The organism is Gluconobacter sp. Dm-44 (assembly GCF_018256175.1).
GTDB classification, from domain to species: Bacteria; Pseudomonadota; Alphaproteobacteria; order Acetobacterales; family Acetobacteraceae; genus Gluconobacter; species Gluconobacter cadivus.
On sequence record NZ_JAERLZ010000005.1, the window covers coordinates 45,095 to 68,664 of the forward strand.

The 23,570-nt window shown below is 57.1% G+C and carries 12 protein-coding genes; 8 read left to right on the top strand and 4 right to left on the bottom strand.

The window, feature by feature from the left end; translation table 11 throughout:
• Positions 1–12: 12 nt before the first annotated feature.
• The 6 genes from JK213_RS07795 to JK213_RS07820 all read left to right on the top strand — a co-directional run bounded on the left by JK213_RS07795 (position 13) and on the right by JK213_RS07820 (position 11,843).
• Complete coding sequence (locus JK213_RS07795) at positions 13–2,400, top strand: penicillin acylase family protein (protein ID WP_194262547.1); 2,388 nt, start codon at positions 13–15, stop codon at positions 2,398–2,400.
• Positions 2,397–3,701, top strand: coding sequence for a serine hydrolase (locus JK213_RS07800; protein WP_194262546.1), 1,305 nt, complete (start codon positions 2,397–2,399; stop codon positions 3,699–3,701). The genes JK213_RS07795 and JK213_RS07800 overlap by 4 nt, the downstream gene beginning before the upstream one ends.
• Positions 3,698–5,770 carry a prolyl oligopeptidase family serine peptidase gene (locus tag JK213_RS07805; protein ID WP_194262545.1) on the top strand — a complete coding sequence of 691 codons (2,073 nt, stop codon included), beginning with the start codon at positions 3,698–3,700 and terminating at the stop codon, positions 5,768–5,770. Before JK213_RS07800 ends, JK213_RS07805 begins: the two co-directional genes overlap by 4 nt.
• A gap of 244 nt (positions 5,771–6,014) precedes the next feature.
• The gene (locus JK213_RS07810; protein ID WP_194262544.1) at positions 6,015–8,903 is read left to right on the top strand and encodes a TonB-dependent siderophore receptor; all 2,889 of its coding nucleotides are present in this window, start codon (positions 6,015–6,017) and stop codon (positions 8,901–8,903) included.
• Positions 8,904–9,005: 102 nt separating this feature from the next.
• Entirely contained in the window at positions 9,006–10,520 is a 1,515-nt protein-coding gene (gene dacB / locus JK213_RS07815; RefSeq protein WP_211571334.1) for a D-alanyl-D-alanine carboxypeptidase/D-alanyl-D-alanine-endopeptidase, read from the top strand.
• A 24-nt stretch (positions 10,521–10,544) separates the two neighbouring features.
• Entirely contained in the window at positions 10,545–11,843 is a 1,299-nt protein-coding gene (locus tag JK213_RS07820) for an exo-beta-N-acetylmuramidase NamZ domain-containing protein (protein ID WP_194262542.1), read from the top strand.
• A 111-nt stretch (positions 11,844–11,954) separates the two neighbouring features.
• Here the strand turns inward: JK213_RS07820 and JK213_RS07825 are convergent, their stop codons facing one another.
• The 3 genes from JK213_RS07825 to JK213_RS07835 all read right to left on the bottom strand — a co-directional run bounded on the left by JK213_RS07825 (position 11,955) and on the right by JK213_RS07835 (position 16,765).
• A complete protein-coding gene (locus JK213_RS07825) occupies positions 11,955–13,208 on the bottom strand; it encodes an SLC13 family permease (protein WP_211571335.1) in 1,254 nt (417 codons plus the stop codon).
• 67 nt (positions 13,209–13,275) lie between these two features.
• Positions 13,276–14,112, bottom strand: coding sequence for a polyphosphate kinase 2 family protein (locus tag JK213_RS07830; protein ID WP_211571336.1), 837 nt, complete (start codon positions 14,110–14,112; stop codon positions 13,276–13,278).
• Positions 14,113–14,140: 28 nt separating this feature from the next.
• Positions 14,141–16,765: a plasma-membrane proton-efflux P-type ATPase gene (locus tag JK213_RS07835; RefSeq protein WP_194262539.1), complete on the bottom strand. Its 2,625-nt coding sequence runs from the start codon at positions 16,763–16,765 to the stop codon at positions 14,141–14,143.
• A gap of 428 nt (positions 16,766–17,193) precedes the next feature.
• On the opposite strand from JK213_RS07835, the gene pgm reads away from it, so the two are divergent.
• The gene (gene pgm, locus JK213_RS07840) at positions 17,194–18,840 is read left to right on the top strand and encodes a phosphoglucomutase (alpha-D-glucose-1,6-bisphosphate-dependent) (RefSeq protein ID WP_194262538.1); all 1,647 of its coding nucleotides are present in this window, start codon (positions 17,194–17,196) and stop codon (positions 18,838–18,840) included.
• Between the two features lie 50 nt (positions 18,841–18,890).
• Here pgm and JK213_RS07845 read toward each other — a convergent pair whose 3' ends face one another.
• Positions 18,891–21,770 (bottom strand): outer membrane beta-barrel protein, encoded by a 2,880-nt coding sequence (locus JK213_RS07845; RefSeq protein WP_194262537.1) that lies wholly within the window; start codon positions 21,768–21,770, stop codon positions 18,891–18,893.
• 443 nt (positions 21,771–22,213) lie between these two features.
• On the opposite strand from JK213_RS07845, the gene JK213_RS07850 reads away from it, so the two are divergent.
• Entirely contained in the window at positions 22,214–23,506 is a 1,293-nt protein-coding gene (locus tag JK213_RS07850) for an NAD(P)/FAD-dependent oxidoreductase (RefSeq protein WP_194262536.1), read from the top strand.
• The last annotated feature ends 64 nt before the right edge of the window (positions 23,507–23,570 follow it).

Here is a 23,570-nt window from a genome sequence, read left to right on the forward strand (position 1 = left end):
GAACAGGCTTTTATGCAGGCCACCCGCCGTACGGTTCTTCTTGGCGGCGTCGCTGCCACCCTGTCCGCTCCGGGATTCAGGGCCCGCGCCGCAGCCCCCCTTCAGGGGCTAAAAGGCCTCGGCCAGCCGGTCGAAATTCTGGAAGACCACTGGGGCGTCCCTCATGTCCGCGCGCAAAGCATCCCCGACGCCTTTTTCGCAGACGGCTATCTGATCGCCCGCGACAGGCTGTGGGAGCTGGATTTCGGCCATCGCCAGTCTCTGGGGCGTCTGGCGGAAGTGTTCGGCCCGACCTTCGTCCCCTCCGACACGGCCAACCGGCTGGTGCTGTTTCGCGGTGATGCCGAGCGCGAACTCGCGGCCTTTCCCCAGCTGACCCAGGACTGCGCCCGCGCCTATGTCGCCGGGATCAATGCGCGCATCGCGGAAGTCATCGCAACACCCGCTCTCCAGCCCCCGGAATTCGGCATTTTCGCCGCCACCCCCCTGCACTGGAATGTGTTGGACCTGATCCGCATCCGCGCCGAAGTTACCGGCAACACCCGCACCGAAATCCGCCGCGCCCGACTGGCCGCTCGTGGAGCACTGGCTTACGACGCCCTCATCACGCCGCTGGAACCCGTCCATGACCTGCGGGTGCCGGACGGTCTGGACACAGCCGCCATCAGCGAAGCCGATCTCGGACTGTTCGGCGTGCTTCAGGCCCCCCTGCCCCGGCACGACATCCGTGCCGCAGCCGATGACGGCACGCGACGACGGAATGAGGGCAGCAATGCCTGGGTCATCGCCCCCTCTCGCACCGCAACCGGCCGTCCCATTCTGGCCAACGACCCGCATCTCTCCTTCGGCGTGCCCGGCCCGCGCCACGTCATTCATCTGACGGCACCGGGGCTGGATGTGATCGGCGGCGGTGGCGCGGGCATGCCCGGCGTCATGCAGGGCCATAACGCGACGATCGCCTTCGGCCGGACGAATTTCCATATCGATCAGGAAGACCTGTTCATCCTGCGCACCAAGGCCGCCGACCCGCTGCTTTATGCCCATCAGGGCGGCTGGAAACGCATGGAACAGGTCGAGACGCGGATAGCAGTCCGTGGCGAGGCCGAGCGTGTGGTGAGCCTGTTCTATTCGGTGCACGGGCCGATCGTCTCACGCGATCCGGCACGTAACCGCGCCACCTCAGTCTCCGCCACATGGCTTGCCCCCGGCGCGAACGGGCTTCTGGCCAATATCGGGATCAATCTGGCCCATGACTGGCCCAGCTTCCGACAAGCCCTGCGCGTCCATACCAGCCCGACCAATTTCACCTATGCCGACACCAGCGGCAATATAGGCTGGCAGGCCGCAGGCGGTCTGCCCCGTCGCGCGCCGGGACATGACGGGCTGATGCCCGCACCGGGAGACGGGCGATACGACTGGCAGGGTCTTCAGCCGCTCGAAGCCCTGCCCAGCAGCTTCAATCCCGCCCGCGGCTGGTTCGGAACATCCAATGAGATGAACCTGCCCACCGACTATCCGGTCGAGGAACGGCGCGTCAGTTTCGAATGGCGCGACGGCTTCCGCCACGAACGCGTGGCTCAGGTGCTGGATGCCACGCCGCGTGCGACCCTTGCCGACAGCGTAGCCCTGCAACACGACACGTTCTCTGTGCTGGCGCTGCAAATGGTCCGGCTCCTACCCGACGTCCCGCCCGACCTTGCCGCAGAGGCCGCAGTGCTCAAAGCATGGAACGGTCGTGTGGATGCGTCGAGTGCAGCCGCCGCGCTGTATGAAGTCTGGTGGACCCGGCTCGAACGTGCCCTGCACGCGCTCATCATCCCGGCCGCCCTGCACGACCTGCTGCCGGGGCCGGTGAACGCCACGGTTCAACTCTCCCTGTTCCAGTCCCCCGACGCCCGCTTTGGCGCAGATCCGGTGAGCGCACGGAACAGGATGCTCGTCGAACAGTTCCGGGAAGCCGTTCAGGAGTTGCGGAAGCGCCTCGGCCCGCTTCCCGCCGCATGGCGTTGGGGCGCGCTTCATACCATCACGCTGCGTCACCCGCTCGCGTCCGTCCCGGCCATCGCCGCAGCTTTCCCCACGGTCGGCGGTCCTTCCGCCCGGAGTGGCGGGGACCCCTATACCGTCATGGCCCGCTGGTACAGCCCCCAGACCGGCGGGACCGACGCCTATGCCACGACCGGAGGCGCCAGCTATCTGATGGTGTGTGACGTCGGCGACTGGGACCGCTCGCTCTATCTCAACTTCCCTGGTCAGTCCGCCGATCCGAAATCGCCGCATTACGCCGATTTCCTGCCTGTCTGGCTGCGTGGGGCCATGCAGCCGCTGTCTTTCAGCACCCGCAATGTCGATGCGGCCACTGTCCGACGTATGACACTTCGACCGGAGGATCGGCCATGAGCAACTGGCATATTCGCAACCTCGCACTGATCGCCCTCGCGGCCCTGTCTTCAGCCGCACAGGCGCAGACACGTGTCCAGACGCCCACCGAGACCACCCATGCGCTGGATCATGTTCTGACGCAGGGTGAAGTCCGTTCGCTGGCCGCCATCGCCGCCGTCCGTCTGCGCCATGGTCAGGTTGCTTACAGCTATTATGGCGGCTTTGCGCGACAGAGCCCGGACGGAACGGTGCCCGTCGGGCCACAGACACTCTTTCGCATCGCTTCGATTTCAAAGGTCGTCACGACGATCGGGCTGATGGAACTGGTCGAACAGGGCAAGATCAACCTCGATCATGATGCCTCCGACTATCTGGGCTTCCGGCTTCGCAATCCGGATTTCCCCCAGACACCGATCACAGTGCGGATGCTGCTCAACCACACGTCCAGCATTCGCGACGGTGACAGCTACACACTCCCTCCCGGGCACCGCATCAGCGAAGTTTTCGACGCAGCCCACAAACCCGGCGATGCCAGCTATCATTTCGCCCATGGCGACGGACACGCGCCTGGCACATGGTTTGCATACTGCAATCTCTGCTATGGCCTTGTCGGCACGATCATGGAGCGTGTCAGCGGCGAGCGCTTTGACCGTTACCAACAGGCGCATGTGCTTGATCCGCTCGGGATTGATGGCGGCTATAACCGCGCCACCCTCACCCATCCCGAACGTCTGGCCACGCTCTACAGCCACCAGCCCACAGGATGGAATGCCGAGACAGACACCCTGCCGCTGGTGCAGGTTTGGGATCCTGTCGCACTCGCCCAATACAAGCCCGGAACCAATGGCACGCTGTTTGCCCCTCAGGGCGGCCTGCGGATTTCCATGGAGGGGCTGACCCGGCTGGCCCGCTTCATGCTCGGCCACGGCACGCTGGACGGCAGGACGCTGCTTTCGGCCCACAGCGTCGCCCTGATGCAGACACCGACATGGCAGTATGACGGACAGAACGGCGACTGCCCCTACCCGATCACCAGCTACGGCCTGAGCATGGCGCGCCTGACGGGAGCACGGGATTCTTCGGGCCGCGAAACCCGACCCTATAAAGGCTATTCCGGCGATCTGGCCGGCCATCTCGGGGATGCCTATTCGCTGCATTCAGGCTTCTGGTACGACCCCGCAACCGGCGATGGCTTCCTGTTCGCCGCAGATGGCTTCCCCGACGCCGGGCAGGAACGTCCGGGCACCTATTCATCATTCACCCGTGTCGAGGAAGAGATCTTCACCGCCCTCGCCGGAGCCGGGAAAGACATTCCATGACCCTTCGCCTGTCCCTATTCGCCGCCTCGGCGCTCCTCGCCGCCACAGTCTCTGGCGCAAACGCCGCTCCCACGCAGGACAAAACCCAACTGGGTGCCCTTCTGGCCATGCCCTATGCCAACGGCCTGACCGGGGCTGCGAAATCGGCGCGTCTGGCCTGGGTCGAACGTCGGGACGGCGTCCGCAATATTCTGGTTTCGGACGGAGGCGCTGCCCCCCGCAAGATCACGGCCTACACGCAGGATGACGGGACCGATCTGTGGGGCCTCGCTCTCAGCCCGGACGGACGGACACTGGCCTTCGTCGAAGGCGGCGATGCGGAATATCCCAACGACCACGCCCCCAATGCCGGCAACGCCGCTGTCCCGGGCAAGGAAACCGTGCGCGTCCTCCTGCCCGATGGCCGGACCATCACCGCCGGAGAAGGACACAGCCCCGTCTTTTCCCCGGACGGACGCCTGCTTGCCTTCAGGCGCGGCGGTGCCCTTCTGGTCGGACAGCCGGGCCAGACGCCGCGTGTGGTCATGACCACGCCGGGCGACATCACCGCCCTGCGCTGGTCCCCGGACAGCCGCCGCCTCGCGCTCGAAATCGACCGGGGCTCCCACAGCCTGATCGCGCTCTGGGACGCCAGAAACAGCAGCGCCGCACCCGTGTTCCTGCCCGCCGCACTGGGCCACGATCAGGACGCGACCTTCTCGCCAGACGGACGCGCTATCGCCTTCGTCCGGGCCTATCAGCCGCTTCTGACGGCCGAACGCGGCAAGGGACATTTCTGGTCCCTTCAGGTCTATGACACCGCCTCCGACGCAGAGCATACACTCTGGACCGCACCGGAAGGCACCGGGAACCGCTTCTGGGCGCCCGAAGGCATGGACCTGACATGGACCCGCAACGGACAGCTCCTGTTCCCGTGGGAAGGCAGCGGCTGGCTCCGCCTCTGCGCTCTCAACGTCACTGCACCGGCCTCAACACCACACTGCCTGACGCCGGATCAGGCCGAAATCGCGTCATACCGTCTATCAGCGGATGGAACCCGCCTGCTCTACACGGCCAATATCGGCGATCCGGATCACTGGCGCGCCTGGTCCCAGCCCCTCGATAACACCCAGCCCGTAGCCCTCAGCGCACCGGGCGAACAGGTCATGGATCTCACACTGGCGGGACCGGCCATCGCCATGATGGCCACCAGCGCAGACCAGACCGCCCACCCGGTTGTGCTTAAGGGCAACGTCCGACACGTTCCCGTGACGCCCGCCGTCCCAGACGGCTTCACATTCACAACGCCCCAAATCGTCCATTTCCGCAGCGAGGACGGCCGCGACATTCACGGACAACTGTTCCTGCCGCCCGCCGGAACACCCGGCCCGCATACGGCGCTGGTCTTCGTGCATGGCGGCCCCCACCGCCAGATGCTCCCGGCCTTCAATCCGATGGGCTATTATTCCAATGCCTACGCCATGAACCAGTTTCTGGCATCGCGCGGGTATGTCGTGCTGGCCGTTAATTACCGCAGCGGCACTGGCTACGGCGTAGACTTCCGGACCGCCCCCGGAATCGGCCGTGCCGGTGCGAGCGAATACAAAGACGTTCGCGCAGCCGGACTGTTCCTGCGCAGCCGCTCAGATGTGGCCCCGGGCAAAATCGGCATTTGGGGCGGAAGCTGGGGTGGTTATCTGACCGCTCTGGCTCTGGCCCGCAACAGCGACCTGTTCGTCGCCGGAGCCGATTTTCACGGCGTCCATGACATGACGGAGCCAGATCATTCCGGTCTCTCCCCCGAAGAAAAACAGCGGGAAAAGAACAGCGAATGGCGCTCCTCCCCGATCGCCGACATCGCCCATTGGCGCTCGCCCGTTCTGCTGATCCACGGGGATGACGACTTCAACGTCGAATTCGAACAATCCGTCCTGCTGGCGCGCATGCTCGTAGAGCGGAACATTCCGTTCGAAGATCACGTCTTCCCCGGCGAACGCCATGCTTTCCTGCGGACACAGGACTGGCTGCAGGCCTATCTGTGGACGCTGCATTTCTTTGATACAAAGCTTCCAACCATACAGTCTCATTGATCTTCTATCGGATCTGCCAACGGAAAAAATATCCTGAAATGGCAGATCCTCCCGGAAAACGGGCCATCATTTCCCCTGTCGCCCTCCAAATATTGCCTTCATGAAACGTCAGGGGATGGCGCGTACATAACTTCGGGTTATATGGCGCGCGCAGTTTCGACATCGACGCCTGCGTGACCGGCAGGCATATTAATTCGAAACCGAAACATCACCGCCCACTGGCGCTTATCGAAGGAACGAGGGTATGACCGCCAGACTGTCCCTGAAGTCTTATTTCCTGTCTTTTGCGGCCCTGTCATCGGGCGCAACATTCCTCATGCAGCAGCAGGCTTACGCTGCCGCAACAGTCTCCAAGCCTGCGGATACCAAGCACGCATCTTTGCAGCCTTCGAAACCCACCGCAAATCACAAAAAGACACAAAAACAGACTGACTCCAACCGGGAAGTCATTACTGTTACGGGCAGTCACATCGCGAACTCGCACATCAAATCCCCGACCCCCATAAGCTCCCTCAACCAGCAGGAAATCCTGAACCAGGCGCCGAGCAACAACCTCGCCGATCTGATCAACCAGATGCCGCAGTTCGCAGGCAGCCAGACGCCCCAGAACTCTGCCTACTCCCTCAGTGACGGCACAGCCGGCATCAACGCGCTCAACCTGCGCAACCTCGGCCCCGTCCGCTCCCTCGTGCTGATGGACGGCCGACGGATCACGCCTTCCGCCATCACCGGCATCGTCGACATCAACACAATCCCCCAGCAGCTGGTCAAACGCGTGGACGTCGTGACGGGGGGTGCGTCCGCGCAGTACGGCTCCGATGCCGTTGCAGGTGTCACAAACTTCGTACTCGACAAAACCTATACGGGCCTGAAAGTCAGCGCGGATTCCGGCATTTCAGATTATGGCGACGGTGAGAACGAACACGCTGCCATTGCCGGTGGCTTCGGCTTCGCGCATGGCAAGGGCCACGTCCTGCTCAGCGGCGACATCGCCCATCAGGACGGCATTTTCCACGTATCCCGCAGTTGGAACGTGAACGGCAGCCGCATCGTCGCCAACCCCGACTATGTCGCAGGAAACGGCCAACCCTATTACCTCCGCGTCGGTAATGCAGGCACCAACAACGTCATGCCCGGCGGCATCATCAACGCCTCCACGGGCGGCGTGGCCAACTCCCTGCGCGGGATCTATTTCGGCCCCGGTGGCAGCGTCAATCACTACAACTACGGCTCGTTCTCAACGTCCAGCGTCTCGGTCGGCGGCGACCAGAACCTTGCCAACAACAACAAGAACATCGGCCTGGAGCCCCAGAGCGACCGCAAAAACCTCTTCGGACGTCTGAGCTATGACGTCGCGCCCTGGATGACCCTGTATGCGGAAGGCGCCTATAATGAGAGCGAATACGTCTACAATTCCGGACCCCAGTATATCAGTTCGGTGTCCCTGAAAGGGACCAACCCCTATCTTGTCGATGCGCTCGGCGCGGCAGCATTGCAGAACGTCTCGAACGTCACCGTCGGCACGACCGCGCTCGACATGCCGTATCGCCGGACCGATAACACACGCAACGTCCAGCGCTACACCTTCGGCGGCGAAGGCAATTTCGAGATGTTCGGCAAACGCGCGTCGTGGAGCGCTTACGGACAGTATGGCGTCACCCATACGCACGAGCAGATCTATAACGTCATGAACACGGCGAAAATCGCCAATGCGACCGATGCCGTGCGCAACTCCGCCGGACAGATTGTCTGCCGCTCGTCCCTGACCAATCCGGGCAATGGCTGCTCCCCCATCGACTGGCTGGGAACGGGCGTCATGTCTCCCGCATCCATCGGTTACGTCCTTGACGCCCCATGGCGGAACCAGCGGTTTCAGGAAATCGTTTCGGGCGTGAACCTCTCCACGATCCCGTTCGCAACATGGGCGGGCGACGTGAACGTGGCCGTCGGCGGCGAATATCGTGACGAACGCTCTTCGGGATATGTGCCGACCGAATACCAGTCCGGCTGGTCCGTCGGGAATTACCGCCCGACATTCGGCCATTACAGCGTAAAGGAAGCCTATCTCGAAACCGCCGTTCCACTCGCGAAAGGCCTGTCCTTCAACGGCGCCGTCCGCGGCACGGACTATTCGACCTCCGGCTATGTCACGACATGGAAGATCGGCGGCACCTGGCAGCCCATCAGAGACGTCCTGTTCCGCGCCACGCAATCCCACGACATCCGCGCGCCCAACATCAACGAACTCTACAATGCCGGAACATCTCAGACGACGACCGTGCTCAATCCGGAAACGGGCCTGACGAACACCGTTCTCGCCACCACGACCGGCAACACGAGACTGCGCCCCGAGACGGCCAATACGACCGTCGTCGGCGCTGTCATCACACCGCGATACGTGCCCGGTATGGCCATCTCGGTCGACTGGTTCCACACCAAGATCAAGAACGCGATCCAGCAGTTCTATCCGCAGTCCATCATTAACGAATGTTATTCGGGCTACACCACGTTCTGCTCGGCCATCCGCCCCGACCCGACAGGCACGCGCGATCTCCTGATCAACGCCTCACCCTTCAACTTCGCCAAACTCGAAACCAGCGGCATCGACATCGACGCGTCCTACACCTTCCCGCTCCGCCGCCTGCTTCGCGACGCCGATGGCAAGATCACCATCCACGGTCAGGCCACGAACTACCTGAAATATGTCTCGGACTCCGGCGTGGGCTACACGGTCGACACATCCGGCGACATCTCGTCCGGCCCGCCGCGCTGGATCTATCGTTTCTCAGCCACCTACAGCACAGACCGCTACAGCCTCACGGCCATCGCGCACGGCATCAGCGCAGGCAATTATTCCAACAGCTACATCCAGTGCTCCGGAACATGCCCTGCGTATAACGCCAACTACCCCACGATCAACAACAACCGCGTTACGGGCATTTTCTACTTCGACATGAACGCGACCTACAATCTGCCGGTCGAGAAAATCGGCAAGATGCAGATCTTCCTGACCGTCACCAACCTCGCCAACACGTCCCCGATCCTGCTGCCGGAAGGCGGGCTCGAAGCCGACGAAACCTACAGCAACCTGCTGGGCCGAGCCTATCGCGGCGGTATCCGCATGGAGTTCTGAGCCGGGCTCTCCAGACCTGATCTACCCACGAGGCTGCCTGCCCGACCTGCGGGGGCAGCCTCTGTCTTTTCAGCCTTCAATCCATCTTCAGTCAGGGCCTTCATGCATCAGATTTCCAACCACGCTCCGCACCGTTTGCCCCGGCTCTTTCACAAGCTGTTCTCCCGCGCCACTGCCGGACTGCCTGTCCTCCTGAGTGCCTGCGCCGTCCAGAGCACTCAGCCCCCTCTCGGACCGCACGCCCTTGCGAAGCGACTCGCTCCCATCCTGCAATCCTCGCAGGATCAGGGCGTCCGATGGGGCATCGTCATTGCCACCCAGGACGGAAAAATCCTGTTCTCCCGCAACCCCAGCGGACGCTTCATCCCGGCCTCGAACACCAAACTGTTCACCACAGCCGCCGCCATGGCCGAGCTTGCAGAACTGGACCATGCGGCAGCCGCACACCCCACGACGCTCCTGCTCGGCCGCCGCCAACACGGAGCACCGGACCTCATCCTGCGCGGCTCGGGCGATGCCGTCATGTCTGATGACGCGGCCTGCAAAACCGACTGCCTGAAGACACTGGCGGATACCGTCTCCGCGAAGGGCCTCAGACATATCCACGCCATCATCGCGGATGATCGGCTTTTTACGGACGAACGCTGGGGCGACGGATGGAGCTGGAACAACCTCCCAACCCAGTGGGGCACCGCTGTCTCGGCCCTGACGCTGAACGACAACACCGCTGAACTGACTGTCCAGCCCGGATCCCGCCCCGGCGACCGCCCGACTGCTCACTGGTCGACACCCGACGAAGGCCTGTTCCTGCTCAATCAGGCACTAACTGTTCCGGACGGCAAACCTGAGCTGAGTTTTGAGAAGAGGCCCGGCGAAAACCGTGTCGTCCTGACCGGCACGCTCCCGCTCACTGCTCCCGCCCAGACGCTGAAAATCGGTCTGGACGACCCGACCCTCTCAACCGCCCGTCACTTCAAATCCCTGCTGCATGACGCAGGCATCCGGGTGCAGACGATGCAGGTCCGACACCGTCTGACGAAAACCACCCCTGATACGCCCACCCCAGACGCAAGCATCCTCGCCACCCTGCCCGCCCCGGATCTGAAAGACGACATCCGTCACCTGCTCAAAGTCAGCCAGAACCTCCATGCCGAGCTTCTGCTGCGCCGTCTGGCGCTCGTGCATGGAAACGGTTCGGTCGCGGACGGCCTCGCAGAACGCAGCCGGGTGCTGGCCGCGCTGGGCCTGTATGCCGCAGGCGTCGCGCTTTATGACGGCTCGGGAATGTCCCCCTACAACCGCGTCACACCCCAGAGTGTCATTCAACTCCTGCGTCTCGCGGAGCTTCAGCCCTGGGGCGCAGACTGGCGCGACGACCTTCCTCTTGCAGCGCAGGACGGAACGCTGGCACACCGCTTCATCGGCACCCCCGTCGCGGACCACCTGCATGCAAAAACCGGCACACTTGCCGCCACGCATTCGCTCTCCGGCTATCTTCGGACCACGCACGGCCAGACACTCCTGATCGCCATTTTCGCAAACGATATCCCGGACGACCTGCCACATCCGACCAAAATCATGGATGATCTCGTCACCGCCGTCGCCAAAGCCGAATAGCGGAAGACCCGGAGCCCGTCTCACATGCCTCACCCTGCTTCCGCAACAGCCACACCAAAAACGCCCCTCAGCCGCCGCACCTTCATGGGCCTGTGCGCGGGAACTGCGGCCACATCATGGGCAACCGCTTCGGGGCTGGCCGCCGGATGCCTCTCCCCTGCCAAAGTCCGAACCGGCTACGACGTTCTCGAAGCCGACCACTATCAGGCCCTCAAAGGCCGAAAACTGGGCCTGATCGCCAACCCCACAAGCGTGGACCGCCATCTGCGCCATATCGCGGACCGTCTGCACGCCGCCCCGGGCGTCAACCTGAAAGCCATTTTCGGACCGGAACACGGATTTCGCGGATCGGCGCAGGCGGGTCATGCCGAAACAAAAAGCATCGACCCCCGCACGGGCATCCCCGTCTATGACATGTACACGCTCTCCGGCCCGAAGCTGGATGCGCTCCTGAAATCGGCGGATATCGACCTTCTCGTCTTCGACATTCAGGATATCGGCGCCCGGTTCTACACCTATATCTGGTCCATGTTCGACGCCCTCGCCGCCTGCGCCCGCTGCGGCATCGCGTTCATGGTGCTGGACAGACCCAACCCCATCACGGGCGTGCACCCTAGCGGCCCCACCCTCGACCCGGCCTTTTCTTCATTCGTGGGCAGGGTTCCGCTTCTTCTGCGACACGGCATGACCGTGGGCGAACTCGCACGACTCTTTAACAGCCAGTTCGTGCCCCAACAGGCAGGGCGCCCCGCCCAACTCAGCGTCATCCCCATGACCGGCTGGCGGCGGGATCTGTATCTGGACGAAACCGACCTCGTCTGGGTGCCTCCAAGCCCCAACATGCCCGACATCACCACAGCCCTCGCCTATCCGGGGACCTGCCTGTTCGAAGGCACAACCCTCTCTGTCGGCCGCGGGACGGCATCGCCCTTCCTCACACTCGGCGCGCCCGATCTGGACGCGACCCGTTGGGTGGACAGCCTCAACGACGCCGCCCTGCCGGGATGCCTGTTCCGCGAAGACTGGTTCACACCCACCGCAGACGTCGCGAAAGAGCAGCTATGCCACGGGCTTCAGCTCGCCATCACGGAGCGCAGATCCTTCGATCCATTGCTGACAGGCGTAACCCTGCTTCAGAGCGCCCTCAAAATATCCGACCGCCCGATCTGGAGAAAATTCGGCGCAACCTTTGACATTCTCGCCGGCAGCAGCACCCTCCGCCAGCAGCTTTCCCAAAACCTGTCAGTCACCGAAATCATGGCAGGCTGGAAACCTGAGGAAGCGGCCTTCACTCAGAAACGCCGCCCTTTCCTGCTCTACTAAAACTATAGGGTTTCTCATTTTTCAGATTCAGGCAGTGTTGATCTGAGGTAAAAATCTGCTTCAGTCTTGGAAAAGACCTTAAACTGCTCATCACACGCGATCGATAGTCACCTATGTCCAATGATTTGTAAGAAATAAAATCCAACCGGCCGCCATGAGCATACAGGCCACAGAGATGGGTGCTCCGACACGCGAAAAAGTTGCAAAAGAAATTTTTACACCGCAACGAGCTGCCTGTTCGACAACGATAATACCAGCAAGACTACCGAAAATTATCAGGTTACTAAAGAACCCTGTTCCCAGCGCCAGGGCTGCCCCTATAGCATTGACATTTGTACCCGGACTTAAAAATGGGACCAGCAACATAACAGTCGGATTATTCCCGATAATGTTGCTCAAGGTTGCGCTTGTTAAGAACAGGGACAAAGGATTGTTTAAATCAATTCCATACCTATGAAGATCATGCAAAATATTTTGAGGCAAACCTGTCTTCGACAGGGCCGCATTCACGATGAATAGGCCGGATATCAGCAACAAAAGATTTGCATCCACTCGCCGCAAAACATCGCTTGATGATATTTTTCGATTTAACAATAGAATTGCGGCGGCTGTCAGTGCCACCAGTTCTTTTGGCCAGACATCCAGAACAAATGCAATAATGACAGCAATGGTGATAAAAATTGCCTTACAGGTTTCAGGAATATTCAAGGAATTTGGGGTTGTTTTGTCCGTATCTTCCCCTCCCCAAACCCTTGCATGCTCTAAAGTCCATTTGCCACGATACATCCAGGCCACAATGCCCCATACAATTGGAAGGGATAACAAGGCCGGTATTCCAGTTACGGATAAGAAGCCTGTAAATGAAATCCCCAATTCCTGGGCCGCAATCATATTCTGGGGACTTCCAATTAAAGTCCCGGCTGATCCGGTGTTGGCTGCAAAGCAGAAAGCCAGCAGAAACGGAACCGGATTAAGACCACGCGCCAGGGTAACGGATACCAGAAGAGGGGTCATGGCGACGACCACGACGTCATTCGTCAGCAGGGCAGAAAGACAGCCAGACACAGCAACGAAAACGGCTAGAAGCGTTACTGGCCCAACAGAAAGCGTTGCAACTTTGCGTGCCGCCCATTCATAAAAGCCTGATTCAGCAAATGCGCCCGAAACGACCATCAGGCCGAACAGCATTCCGATCGTTCGATAGTCGACTGCTACCCATGCAGCCTTGGCCCCGATGCTGCCAACGGCCATCATCGCCATGGCACCAATCATGGCCGCGCCGGTGCGATCGACTTTGAAGCCGGGCAACTTGCCCAGCCCCATCGCCAGATAAACCATCAGAAAAATAAAAAGTGTTATATTCATAAACTATACCAGCCCAGACATCGGAAACATCAAAACTCAATTTTGAAGACCACTCCTGAGCAGCCGATTAAATGTTTTCTTTTTTTGCCTGATGATATTCTTTTCTGATTTCCTCAATATCAACGGTCGGTTCAGGAAAACGCAGGTCCATATCCTGAAGAGTTTTCCAGATGATATTGGACACGGCGAGGTTCCTGAACCATTTGTTATTCGACGGAATAATGTACCAAGGTGCATGTTTTGTAGAACATTTTTCCATCATGTCCTGATAGGCGGCAGTATACTTATCCCAATATTCCCGTTCCTTATAATCAGCATCGCTGATTTTCCACTGCCGGGCCGGGTCGTCCAGACGTTGACGAAAGCGTTCCAGCTGCTCTTCCGGCGTAATATACAAGAAGAACTTCAGAATGGTCACATTGTTCGCAACCAGCATTTTTTCAAAGTCATTGATAAGATCGTATCGATTTGACCAGATTTTTTTGGGAACCAGATCATGTACTCTCGTCACAAGAACATCTTCGTAATGCGATCTGTTAAAGACACTGACCTGTCCGCGAGCAGGTGTATGGGGATGAACGCGCCATAGAAAGTCGTGAAGCTTTTCTTCTTCCGTTGGCTGTTTAAAACCATGCACGGATGTTCCCTGAGGGTTCATCGCTTTCATGACGTGCCAGCAGGTTCCGTCTTTTCCGGCAGCATCAATGCCCTGAAGAACAATCAAAAGAGCATGTTTCTTTTCAGCGTATAATTTTTGCTGATACGCACTGACAAGTGCCTGATGTTCTTCAATATCCTTATCGGCGTCATGCTCTGTTTTGTAATGCGCGTGATATGATGCGTTGACATCCTTAAGACGAACTTCAGTTTTCGGCTTAACGGTCAATTTACGACGTAAATCCATAGCAATAATCCTTATTCGAAATCAAAAATTAGCTGTGAGCAATCGGCTGAACCAGTTTCAGGCTATTCTTTTCACGACGCTTTATTTGAGAATTGGAAATAATCTTGACGGCATCGATAATGACCATCCAGATCAAGGCATAGGCCCAAACAACACCAATCATGATCCAGGGTAGTGCAGGAACGAGAATGCCGAAGACGCACAGCAGCACAGCCACGATCTGCGTTCCAACAACCGCAAGAAAGAGCGGACGGCTGGGATAAGGACGCCGAAAGATCGTATTGCGGGTGCGCACAACGAATAGAAGCAGGTGGCCGCCAGCAGCAAGTTGCAGGAAAATCATTGTCTGAAGATGAGCGGTTGTAAGCGGAACAATGTCCATCAGCCAGGGCGTATGCATCCAGCCGACGCCGAGAAGAAGAAGTCCAAAACTTTCGGCCAGAGACGCAATACCCATGATGGAAGAGAACGAAATAATACGGTGCATGTTCCACCGCACCGGTTCGGGCGACGTCACGACGTTGTCGTAAGCGATTGTCATGATCGGAATATCGTCCAGCAGCGCCAGAACGACGATCATGATCGCGGTCAGAGGCTGGAAACCGAAAACGAGATATGCGGCGACGACAAGGAACATGATATCGATCGTCATTGCGATACGATAATAAATATATGACGTGATACGCTCGAAGATCGCTCGCGCTTCCACGATCGCATTCACGATTGTTGATAGTCCCGGAGCCGTCAGGACCAAGGCCGCTGCAGAACGGGCTGCATCTGTTGCCCCGCTGACAGCGACCCCGCAATCAGCCTGTTTGAGAGCAGGAGCGTCGTTAACGCCGTCACCTGTCATGGCGACGATATGGCCCAGTTCCTGTAAGGCTTTGACAATTTCAAACTTATGCTCGGGAAAGACGCGCCCAAATCCATCCGCGACTTCAACGGCGCGTGCCGCATCAACCGGAATTTTGTTTGGATTCATATCTGCTGAGAAGATGTCGCTCGCCTTGAGCAGATGCTCGCCCAGTCCCAACTGATGGGCGATTTCAGAGCCGATCGCGACGTCGTCGCCTGTCACCATTTTTACGGACAACCCAAGCTTTTTCGCCTGTGCGATCGTTGCTGCCGCATCCGGGCGCGGCGGATCCAGCATGGGCAGAAGCCCCAGCAAGGTCCAGGTCGCCCCATCATCCTGAGAAACCGCCACACCCAGAGATCTGGTGCCATGACTGGCCAGTTCGGAAACTTTACCGAAATATTCGGCCGTCGGAGTGTTATCATTCGCGCCAGTCGGCTCTTCTTTCATTCCGCACAGCGTCGCGATAACCTGTGGGGCGCCCTTGGCATATCGGATTTTATGCCCGGCAGCGTCCTGCACAATGCCGACGGTCTTCTTATTGACAGGATCGAACGGAATAAAATCCACAGGCTTGTAAGAGCCCAGCGGATTATTGTCAGGAAGCGCCTTGAGAACAGCAAGATCAATGGCGTCCGTGCTTTCTTTCTGGGTCGCCAAAGCGGCGGCAATAACGAGATCGTCTGCTTTGGCGGTTCCAAATGGGATCGGAGCTTGCAGTGTCAGCTTGTTTTGAGTGAGTGTTCCGGTCTTGTCCGAGCACAGCACGTCAACACCTGCCAGTTCTTCAATGGCTGACAGACGTGACACGATGGCTTTCTGTCGCGAAAGTGCCAGTGCTCCGAGCGCCATCGTTACAGACATCACCGCCGGCATGGCCACTGGTACAGAGGCGACAAGAAGAACCAGCACAAACTGTGCGATCCCGCCGGCTTCGCTCCAATGCCAGACACCATGATAAGCCAGATCGTGCCAGAGTTGCGCTCCGACCAACACGACGGCGAGCGCTGCCGCAAGAATGATCAGAAAGTCTCCAATCCGCAGAACAGCCTGCTCTGCATGTGACTTGCTTCCAGCGGACGCGACCAGCTTTGCGGTACGGCCAAAAAAAGTATTATTCCCTGTTGCAACAGCCACACCGATCATGGAGCCCTGGCGCGCAATCGACCCGGAATAGGCTCCATCACCAATTTTCTTTGAAACCGGCAAAGACTCGCCCGTCAAAGCAGCCTGATCAACAGACAGATATTTTCCATCAATGAGCAGCAGGTCGGCAGGAACGATTTCTCCCGCAGCAACCGTTACAACATCTCCCGGCACAAGCTCAGTTGCATCGATGGAGGCCCACACACCGTCGCGACATACAGAGGCCTTGAGAGCCAGGCCTTTTTTGAGGGCGGCCAGCGCATTGGCTGCTTTATTATCCTGCCAGAAGCCGATGGCTGCGTTATAAAGGAGCAAGCCCGCGATAACAAAAAAATCTGGCCAATCTGCACGCAGAAACGAAATAACTGCTGCAATCTCGATCATCCAGGGAATTGGTCCCCAGAAATAGCCCAATAGCTTTTTCCAGCGACTTTCTTCATGCGCCTGAATGGCATTTGGGCCATCTTTGGCGAGACGGTCTTTAGCTTCTAATGATGTCAGGCCTTTAGAAGATGTTTTCAGCTCTGAGAGTTTCGCTGCAATTGCTGCCGCATCCAGGGTCGTTGAACTGCCAGTCTGATTTTTAATTTGTGCCTGAGGGGGCTTTGTAGAGGGAGAAGAATCTGCAGTTTCCAAAGGAGGAGATGACATAACAAACTCCAAAAATATAAATGAATTTACTCTGAAATAATCAAAACATATTTTAATGAAGGAGAATCATTCGTTAAAATGCAGGAAAATTTATTGCAATGATAAAAATAAATTTTTATCGCTATGGAACTTTTATTTTATAAGTATTTCTAAAACCAACCATGTCGATATTTCTGACGAAGATTTATTTGAATTACTTAAGAAATGATAAATTTTTAGATTTTCTCTGAACTGAGATGAGGACATTTCCGCACTTGGGCTTCCATAAGCCATTGACGTTCAATCTTCATAGAACTGACGCATCTCTCTGGACATCGATCCAGATACACGTTCTCCTGCCTGAACGACGCGCCCGCATAGGGCGTTCATGCGTTATGGCCGTCAACAGACGGTAATATCTCAACGTGGATGCAAGGAACTCTGAAGCAATGGCCCATCTCAGTCCCCTGGCCGGAAAAACACTTTCCTCTTCCCAGCTCACCGACATTCCCGCCCTGATCGCAGCCTATTATGATCGCAAACCCGATCCTGCGGTCTCCACGCAGCGGGTGTCTTTCGGAACATCGGGCCATCGCGGTTCCTCGCTCCATACCAGTTTCAACGAAAACCATATCCTCGCCATCTGCGAGGCCATCTGTCGCCATCGCAAGGCCGAAGGAATTGATGGGCCGCTCTTTATTGGCATGGACAGCCACGCGCTCTCTGGTCCGGCACAGAAATCCGCCATTGAGGTATTTGCAGCTCATGGCATTGACGTGCGGATCGACGAACATGACGGCTATACGCCGACGCCTGTCATTTCCCATGCCATCCTGACCTACAACAAGGGCCGCACCACGGGCCTTGCCGATGGCGTGGTCATCACGCCGTCGCATAATCCTCCGGCCGATGGTGGCTTCAAGTATAACCCGACCAATGGCGGCCCCGCAGATACCGCCATCACCAAAGCCATTCAGGACATGGCCAATGACTTTCTCGCCAACGGCCTGAAAGACGTCAAACGCCTGCCCTATGAACAGGCACGGCAGGAAGCCTGCATCAAGGGCTACGATTTCATCACGCCTTATGTGAACGATCTGGATTCCGTCATCGACATGAAGGCCATTCGGGACGCTGGCGTGAAAATCGGCATTGACCCGCTGGGCGGCGCAGCCGTCGCGTACTGGAAGCCCATCATCGACCGCTACGGCCTCGACGCCACCGTCGTCAGCGACGTGGTGGACCCGACCTTCTCTTTCATGACTGCCGACTGGGACGGGCAGATCCGTATGGACTGCTCCTCCCCCTATGCCATGGCACGTCTGATCGAAATGGGAGACCGCTTCGACGTTGCTTTCGCCAATGACACCGATGCCGACCGCCACGGCATCGTCGCCATGCCCGATGGCCTGATGAACCCCAATCATTATCTTGCCGTGGCGATTTCCTATCTGTTCCAGAACCGCCCGGACTGGAGCCCGGAACTTGGCGTGGGCAAGACGCTCGTCAGCAGTGGCTTGATCGACCGCGTGGCAGCCGAAATGGGACGCAAACTGGTGGAAGTGCCGGTCGGCCTGAAGTGGTTTGTGCCCGGTCTGATGGATGGATCGCTGGGTTTTGGCGGTGAAGAAAGCGCAGGCGCCACGTTCCTGCGGCGCGACGGCTCCGTCTGGACCACGGACAAAGACGGTCTCATTCTGGGCCTTCTGGCGGCTGAAATTACAGCCAAGACCGGCAAGAACCCCAGCGCCCATTATCATGAAATCATCGCCCGTCTTGGCACACCCTATTACGAGCGCATTGACGCAGCGGCAAACCCGGAACAGAAAGCAAAGCTCAGCAAACTCACGCCTGAACAGTTCCCACTGGAGACGCTGGCCGGTGACAAAATCATCAGCAAACTAACCCGCGCACCGGGTAATGACGCACCGATCGGCGGACTGAAAGTTGTTACCGAAAACGGCTGGTTCGCCGCACGCCCGTCCGGCACGGAGGATGTTTACAAGATCTACGCGGAAAGCTTTGTCAGCCCGGAACACCTGCGCGCCATTCAGCAGGAAGCACAGGACGCCATTTCAAAAGTCTTCGCTGCCTGAACCGTATTGCCCCCGGAGCGTACTCCGGGGGCAATCGGAAAACTAGAACGTCAGTTATAAACCAGTTCAAAATAAATACTGCGGCCGTAATCTTCTTTCGCTTCCAGCCGATTGAGGTGCTCTCCGTAATACATCCGCGTATGCGAACCCGCCAGATTATAGACTTCGTATTTCAGGCGAAGATTATCGGTAATATCGTTCCAGGCGCCAAGATCCAGACTGGGTTGGGAGCCGTAACCATACATCTGGGTCGGGTCGTCATTGAGACCTTCAAGATATTTCGCAGAATATGAAAAGGCTGCTTTGACTGCACCACGGATCTGCGGGATGTGCCATGTCACGCTCCCGTTAAAGACATAGGAGGGCTGCTCGGTCAGTTGCTTCAGCTTGTATGAGACGTTGACACCTTGATAGGTCATCCGACCGCGCATCCAGGTTCCACTGGCATTGATGTCGAAGGATTGCCTCCATGGGCCCTGAATGCTGCGATCAACAACAGAAACCTCTACCCCCATCAGTGATGAGTTATTGGCATTGCGCGGCTGCGTGACATAGGTCAGTTCATCATTGATCAATTCGGTTGATCGAGTGGTATAGATATCATGTTTGATCATCTTATCGAAATAAGCTACGCTAAAGACGCCTTTTCCGCGATTGAAGAATTTATCAAGAGAAATATCGAAATTCTGAGCCTTACGTGGCATCAGATTAGGATTACCTCGTGACAGCGAACAGTTAATGTCTCCGGGCAGCGTATTCTGGGAGTCACCACAGCTATATTGTGCAGCCTGCGCGAGGTCCGTCGGCTGAGGGCGGCCTACCGACTGGCTATAGACGGCATGCAGTATCAGATTTTTGGGAAATTCATGAACGAATGTCACGGAAGGAAGGGGGTTGATATAACCGCCCCGGTTTTTCTCGATTTTCCCTGTCGGATTCGATGAACTGTCGGTGCCTGGAATAAACGCATTGAAGTTCACCGAGTCAGCACGGACACCGGCGATAATCTGTGACTTCCGCCACTTATAATGCAGCGAAACATACCCATCAAAGAGTTGTTCCTGATAACGGAAATACGCCAGTTCCGTGTAATTTTTGGATTTGGCGGGATCAGGGGTCTGCTTGTCCCACGGGAAATTCGTCAGATCGAAGAATGGCCCGTTCGGGTTCTGCATATTCGGGATGAACATGCTGGATGCCGCATTTCCGCCCGGCTTGTACCAAAGCTGATCTGACGAATTGGTGGCGTTCAGACTGCGCCATTCAAAACCGCTTGCAAATCCAAATCCGTGAAAATCCGGATTCAAATTACGCGTGTAATCCAAGCGAACATTCGTAACCCCTTCATGGTCACGGTCGTATTCCTGCTGAACTGTCTGGAAAGCATAACCGCTGTTGAGGAGTTTGTTCATATCGATAATATCGACAAGATTGGCGACATTATCTTTATTTATAGTATAATCGGCGTAAACAGCGCCTTTTGCATTTTCTTTAGGGTAGACTCTCGCAGTCACATAGGGCTCGTGATTGTAATAGTCTTCCCATGTATAACCAGCGCGCAATTTCAGCGTCGAAATATTGTCGTGCCAGCTCAAATTCCCCAGCACACCATTGGTGTTCATCCGCCAGTTATCTTTCCGGCCGATCGTCCGGGCGCGATAGATGTATTCACGGCCGGACGTGGGGGTCTGGTTCCAGATCGCTGTATCGTCGAGCAGGTATTCGTTGTGCTCCATGAAGGAATTTTCCCATCTTTCGTAGGAATATCCCATAACGGATGCATTAAATCCGCTATTTTCGGGATGCCATTCAAGACGCGCGGCACCACCCAGAGAGTTCAGATCGTTGGAATAGCTCCCGCCATCGACATAGCGAGGAGCGGTCATGCCATTCCACCCCGGCGTACTGGGATCATTCGGACTTAGAATTTTACCCTTGGCATTATAATAATTGTAGCTGTCTTCCTGCCATTTCTTGGTCGTGTTCCGGGTCCGCCTCTGGTACCGGAACGAGGTCATGATGCCGAATTCCTTGTGTGCACCGAACCGGTCAGAGAAAACAGCCTTGGCACCCTGTCCCAGATGTGGCGACATACCGGGGATCCTGTTGGCGCCTGCCGATCCTTTTTCGGTGCCGTAAATGCCGTAAGCATTGATGTATTTGTAGAGCCCGTCATGGTCGAAGGCGCTGCGAGGGTTCATGTTAATGACCGCACCGATAGCACCCCCATCCTGTTCGGCTGTAAAAGTCTTGTAAATATCGTCTTCGCCCGTCATTTCGGCCGGTATGTTCTGCATATTGACGCGTCGGCGGATGCTACCGCCGTCACTGATACTTGCGAGCGTCATACCGTCCAGTGTCGTCTGGTTAAGATCCGACGACACGCCACGCACGCTGATATAACGGGGTTCGTCGCCATTACGAATCCCCGTGACACCCGGAAGCTGCGTCAGCAGCTGGGCCATGGACGTCGCTCCACCCAGATTGGACGTGTCATCATAAGTGATCGAATCAACGACACCCGCAAAATTACGCTTGGTCCGTAATTCGTGGCGGCTTCCCCTCACCGTCAGGTTGTCCACCATATCAGCTTCAGTGCCGGTGGATTTTCTGGCAGGTCTCGCATGCAGCGTAATGTTTTTGGGATTTGATGCGTCAATTTTGAAGGCATTCTTACCAAGAAGCCTGCGAAGTGCCTTCAGATTATCCATTTTCCCATAAAGGGGAGCAGAACGCAGACTGTTTGCCGCATTGGCATCAAACGCGACATGAACCCCGGTCTGTCGACTGAAAGCCGTCAAAGCAGATGTGAGAGACTGCGCAGAAAGAGAAAAAACGTTCTGGGAATCTTGGGCAAAAGCAAAAACAGGCACAAGACATGGAACGGACGCTGAAAGCGCCAACGCGAAAGACCGACTTGAGAAAGACATTCGTAAAACCCTGGACTGGAAAAGACAGAGATCTGCTCTCGCTGCGCGGGACATTTACTGGTTTCTGATTATTTCTCTTGTTAATGTTTTGTTTCATTTAACGTTTTATAATGACATTTTCTATCAATTTTAACTCAGATCACGATATTTTCTGGTTTTAGACTACTGAAAACACCTCTTTTTTTATCGGAGGGACGCAACATCTAAAAAAATCTTTTCAGTATATTTTGTAAAAATTTATCACGCTTATTTGAGTTTTTACGAAATAGGAAAGAACTCACCGAACTTTATTACAGTCACCTGAATATGATTTTCGTCATATCCGGAATGCTCATAATAGTCTCTTCCGAACCTCACTGTTTACTGCCGTAGCGAGGCGCAAACAGCTTTCTCCCGTGTATCTTTTTCTGATGCCCATCCCCTCAACGGAGGCCTGAAAACCGATGCTGTCTCGACCTGAAATCCTGATTGTCGGAGGTGGTGTCGCCGGCCTGTCTCTCGCAACGCGTCTCGGAAAATCAATGGGGAAGCCCGGAAAAGCGCGCATCACGCTGATCGACAAGAGCTTTTCCCATGTTTGGAAGCCAATGTTGCACTGCTTTGCCTCGGGCACGCTCAGCAACGAGAATGATAAAGTAAATTTCATCTCACAGGCCAGCGGTCATCATTTCGAATTCTGGCCGGGCGAAGTTGCGTCCATTGACCGCGAAAACCGGGAAGTGATCCTCAGCCCGCTTCTGGAAGCAGACGGCACCGTCGTTCTGGAAAGCCGCCGTATGAAATACGACACGATCGTCATTGCGATCGGCAGTTGCGCCAATGATTTCGGCACACCCGGCGTTAAAGAATATTGCATGTCCATCGACAACCTCGTGGAGGCTAATGCTTTCAACGAGAAATTCCGTATGGAACTGCTTCGCGCATTCGCCAACACGTCCGAACTGGACATCGCGATTGTCGGCGGCGGTGCGACGGGTGTTCAACTTGCCGCAGAGCTGCACAAGGCGCTGGAAATCGTAGGCCCGTATAATCTGCACGCTTTCGGTAAGGCACCGCCCAAGCTGCATGTCACGCTTCTTCAGTCAGGCCCGCGTATCCTCCCCGCCTTTCCGGAATCCGTTTCTGCGGCTGCCCAAAAGGAACTCGAACATATCGGCGTGACCGTTCAGACCAATGCCCGCGTTGCGGGAGCGGACGCCCATGGCTTCATTCTGAAAGATGGATCTTACGTTCCCGCCAAGCTGCGTGTCTGGGCGGCAGGTGTCAAAGCCCCCGAAGTCACTACTGCCTATGGCGGACTGACGATCAACCGGACAGGCCAGATTCTCGTCAATCCGAACCTCTCTTCCATTGACGATGAACGTATTTTCGCGCTGGGGGACTGCTCTTTCATTCAGGACGATCCCCTGCCCGCCACGGCTCAGGTCGCGGGGCAACAGGCCAAACATCTGGCCCGATATCTTCCCGCATGGATCGAACATGGCCGGAAAGTCCCGGGCTGCGTCTTCCATAACAAAGGCGCGATTGTGGCGCTCGGAAAATACAATGGCTGGGCCGCCCTCCCGGGGGGCACCGTCTGGGGCGGAGGAATCTCGCATGGTTTTTCGGCGCGGCTGGCGCATCTGATGCTGTATCGCCAGCATCAGATGGAACTCTTTGGCTATTATCGCGGTCTGATGTCCTGTTACTCGGACTGGGTGGAAACCTTTGTGCGTCCTTCCGTCCGACTGGACTGACAGGGCGTCGCAAGCCTCGTTACATCATGACGTATGCAAACGTTCCGTAGAGTTTTCCCTGAAT

Bases quoted from the DNA above. Each gene is read 5' to 3' on its own strand.
- JK213_RS07795 (WP_194262547.1), top strand. From the start codon at position 13: ATGCAGGCCACCCGCCGTACGGTTCTTCTTGGCGGCGTCGCTGCCACC.
- JK213_RS07800 (WP_194262546.1), top strand. From the start codon at position 2,397: ATGAGCAACTGGCATATTCGCAACCTCGCACTGATCGCCCTCGCGGCC.
- JK213_RS07805 (WP_194262545.1), top strand. From the start codon at position 3,698: ATGACCCTTCGCCTGTCCCTATTCGCCGCCTCGGCGCTCCTCGCCGCC.
- JK213_RS07810 (WP_194262544.1), top strand. From the start codon at position 6,015: ATGACCGCCAGACTGTCCCTGAAGTCTTATTTCCTGTCTTTTGCGGCC.
- dacB (WP_211571334.1), top strand. From the start codon at position 9,006: ATGCATCAGATTTCCAACCACGCTCCGCACCGTTTGCCCCGGCTCTTT.
- JK213_RS07820 (WP_194262542.1), top strand. From the start codon at position 10,545: ATGCCTCACCCTGCTTCCGCAACAGCCACACCAAAAACGCCCCTCAGC.
- JK213_RS07825 (WP_211571335.1), bottom strand. From the start codon at position 13,208: ATGAATATAACACTTTTTATTTTTCTGATGGTTTATCTGGCGATGGGG.
- JK213_RS07830 (WP_211571336.1), bottom strand. From the start codon at position 14,112: ATGGATTTACGTCGTAAATTGACCGTTAAGCCGAAAACTGAAGTTCGT.
- JK213_RS07835 (WP_194262539.1), bottom strand. From the start codon at position 16,765: ATGTCATCTCCTCCTTTGGAAACTGCAGATTCTTCTCCCTCTACAAAG.
- pgm (WP_194262538.1), top strand. From the start codon at position 17,194: ATGGCCCATCTCAGTCCCCTGGCCGGAAAAACACTTTCCTCTTCCCAG.
- JK213_RS07845 (WP_194262537.1), bottom strand. From the start codon at position 21,770: ATGTCTTTCTCAAGTCGGTCTTTCGCGTTGGCGCTTTCAGCGTCCGTT.
- JK213_RS07850 (WP_194262536.1), top strand. From the start codon at position 22,214: ATGCTGTCTCGACCTGAAATCCTGATTGTCGGAGGTGGTGTCGCCGGC.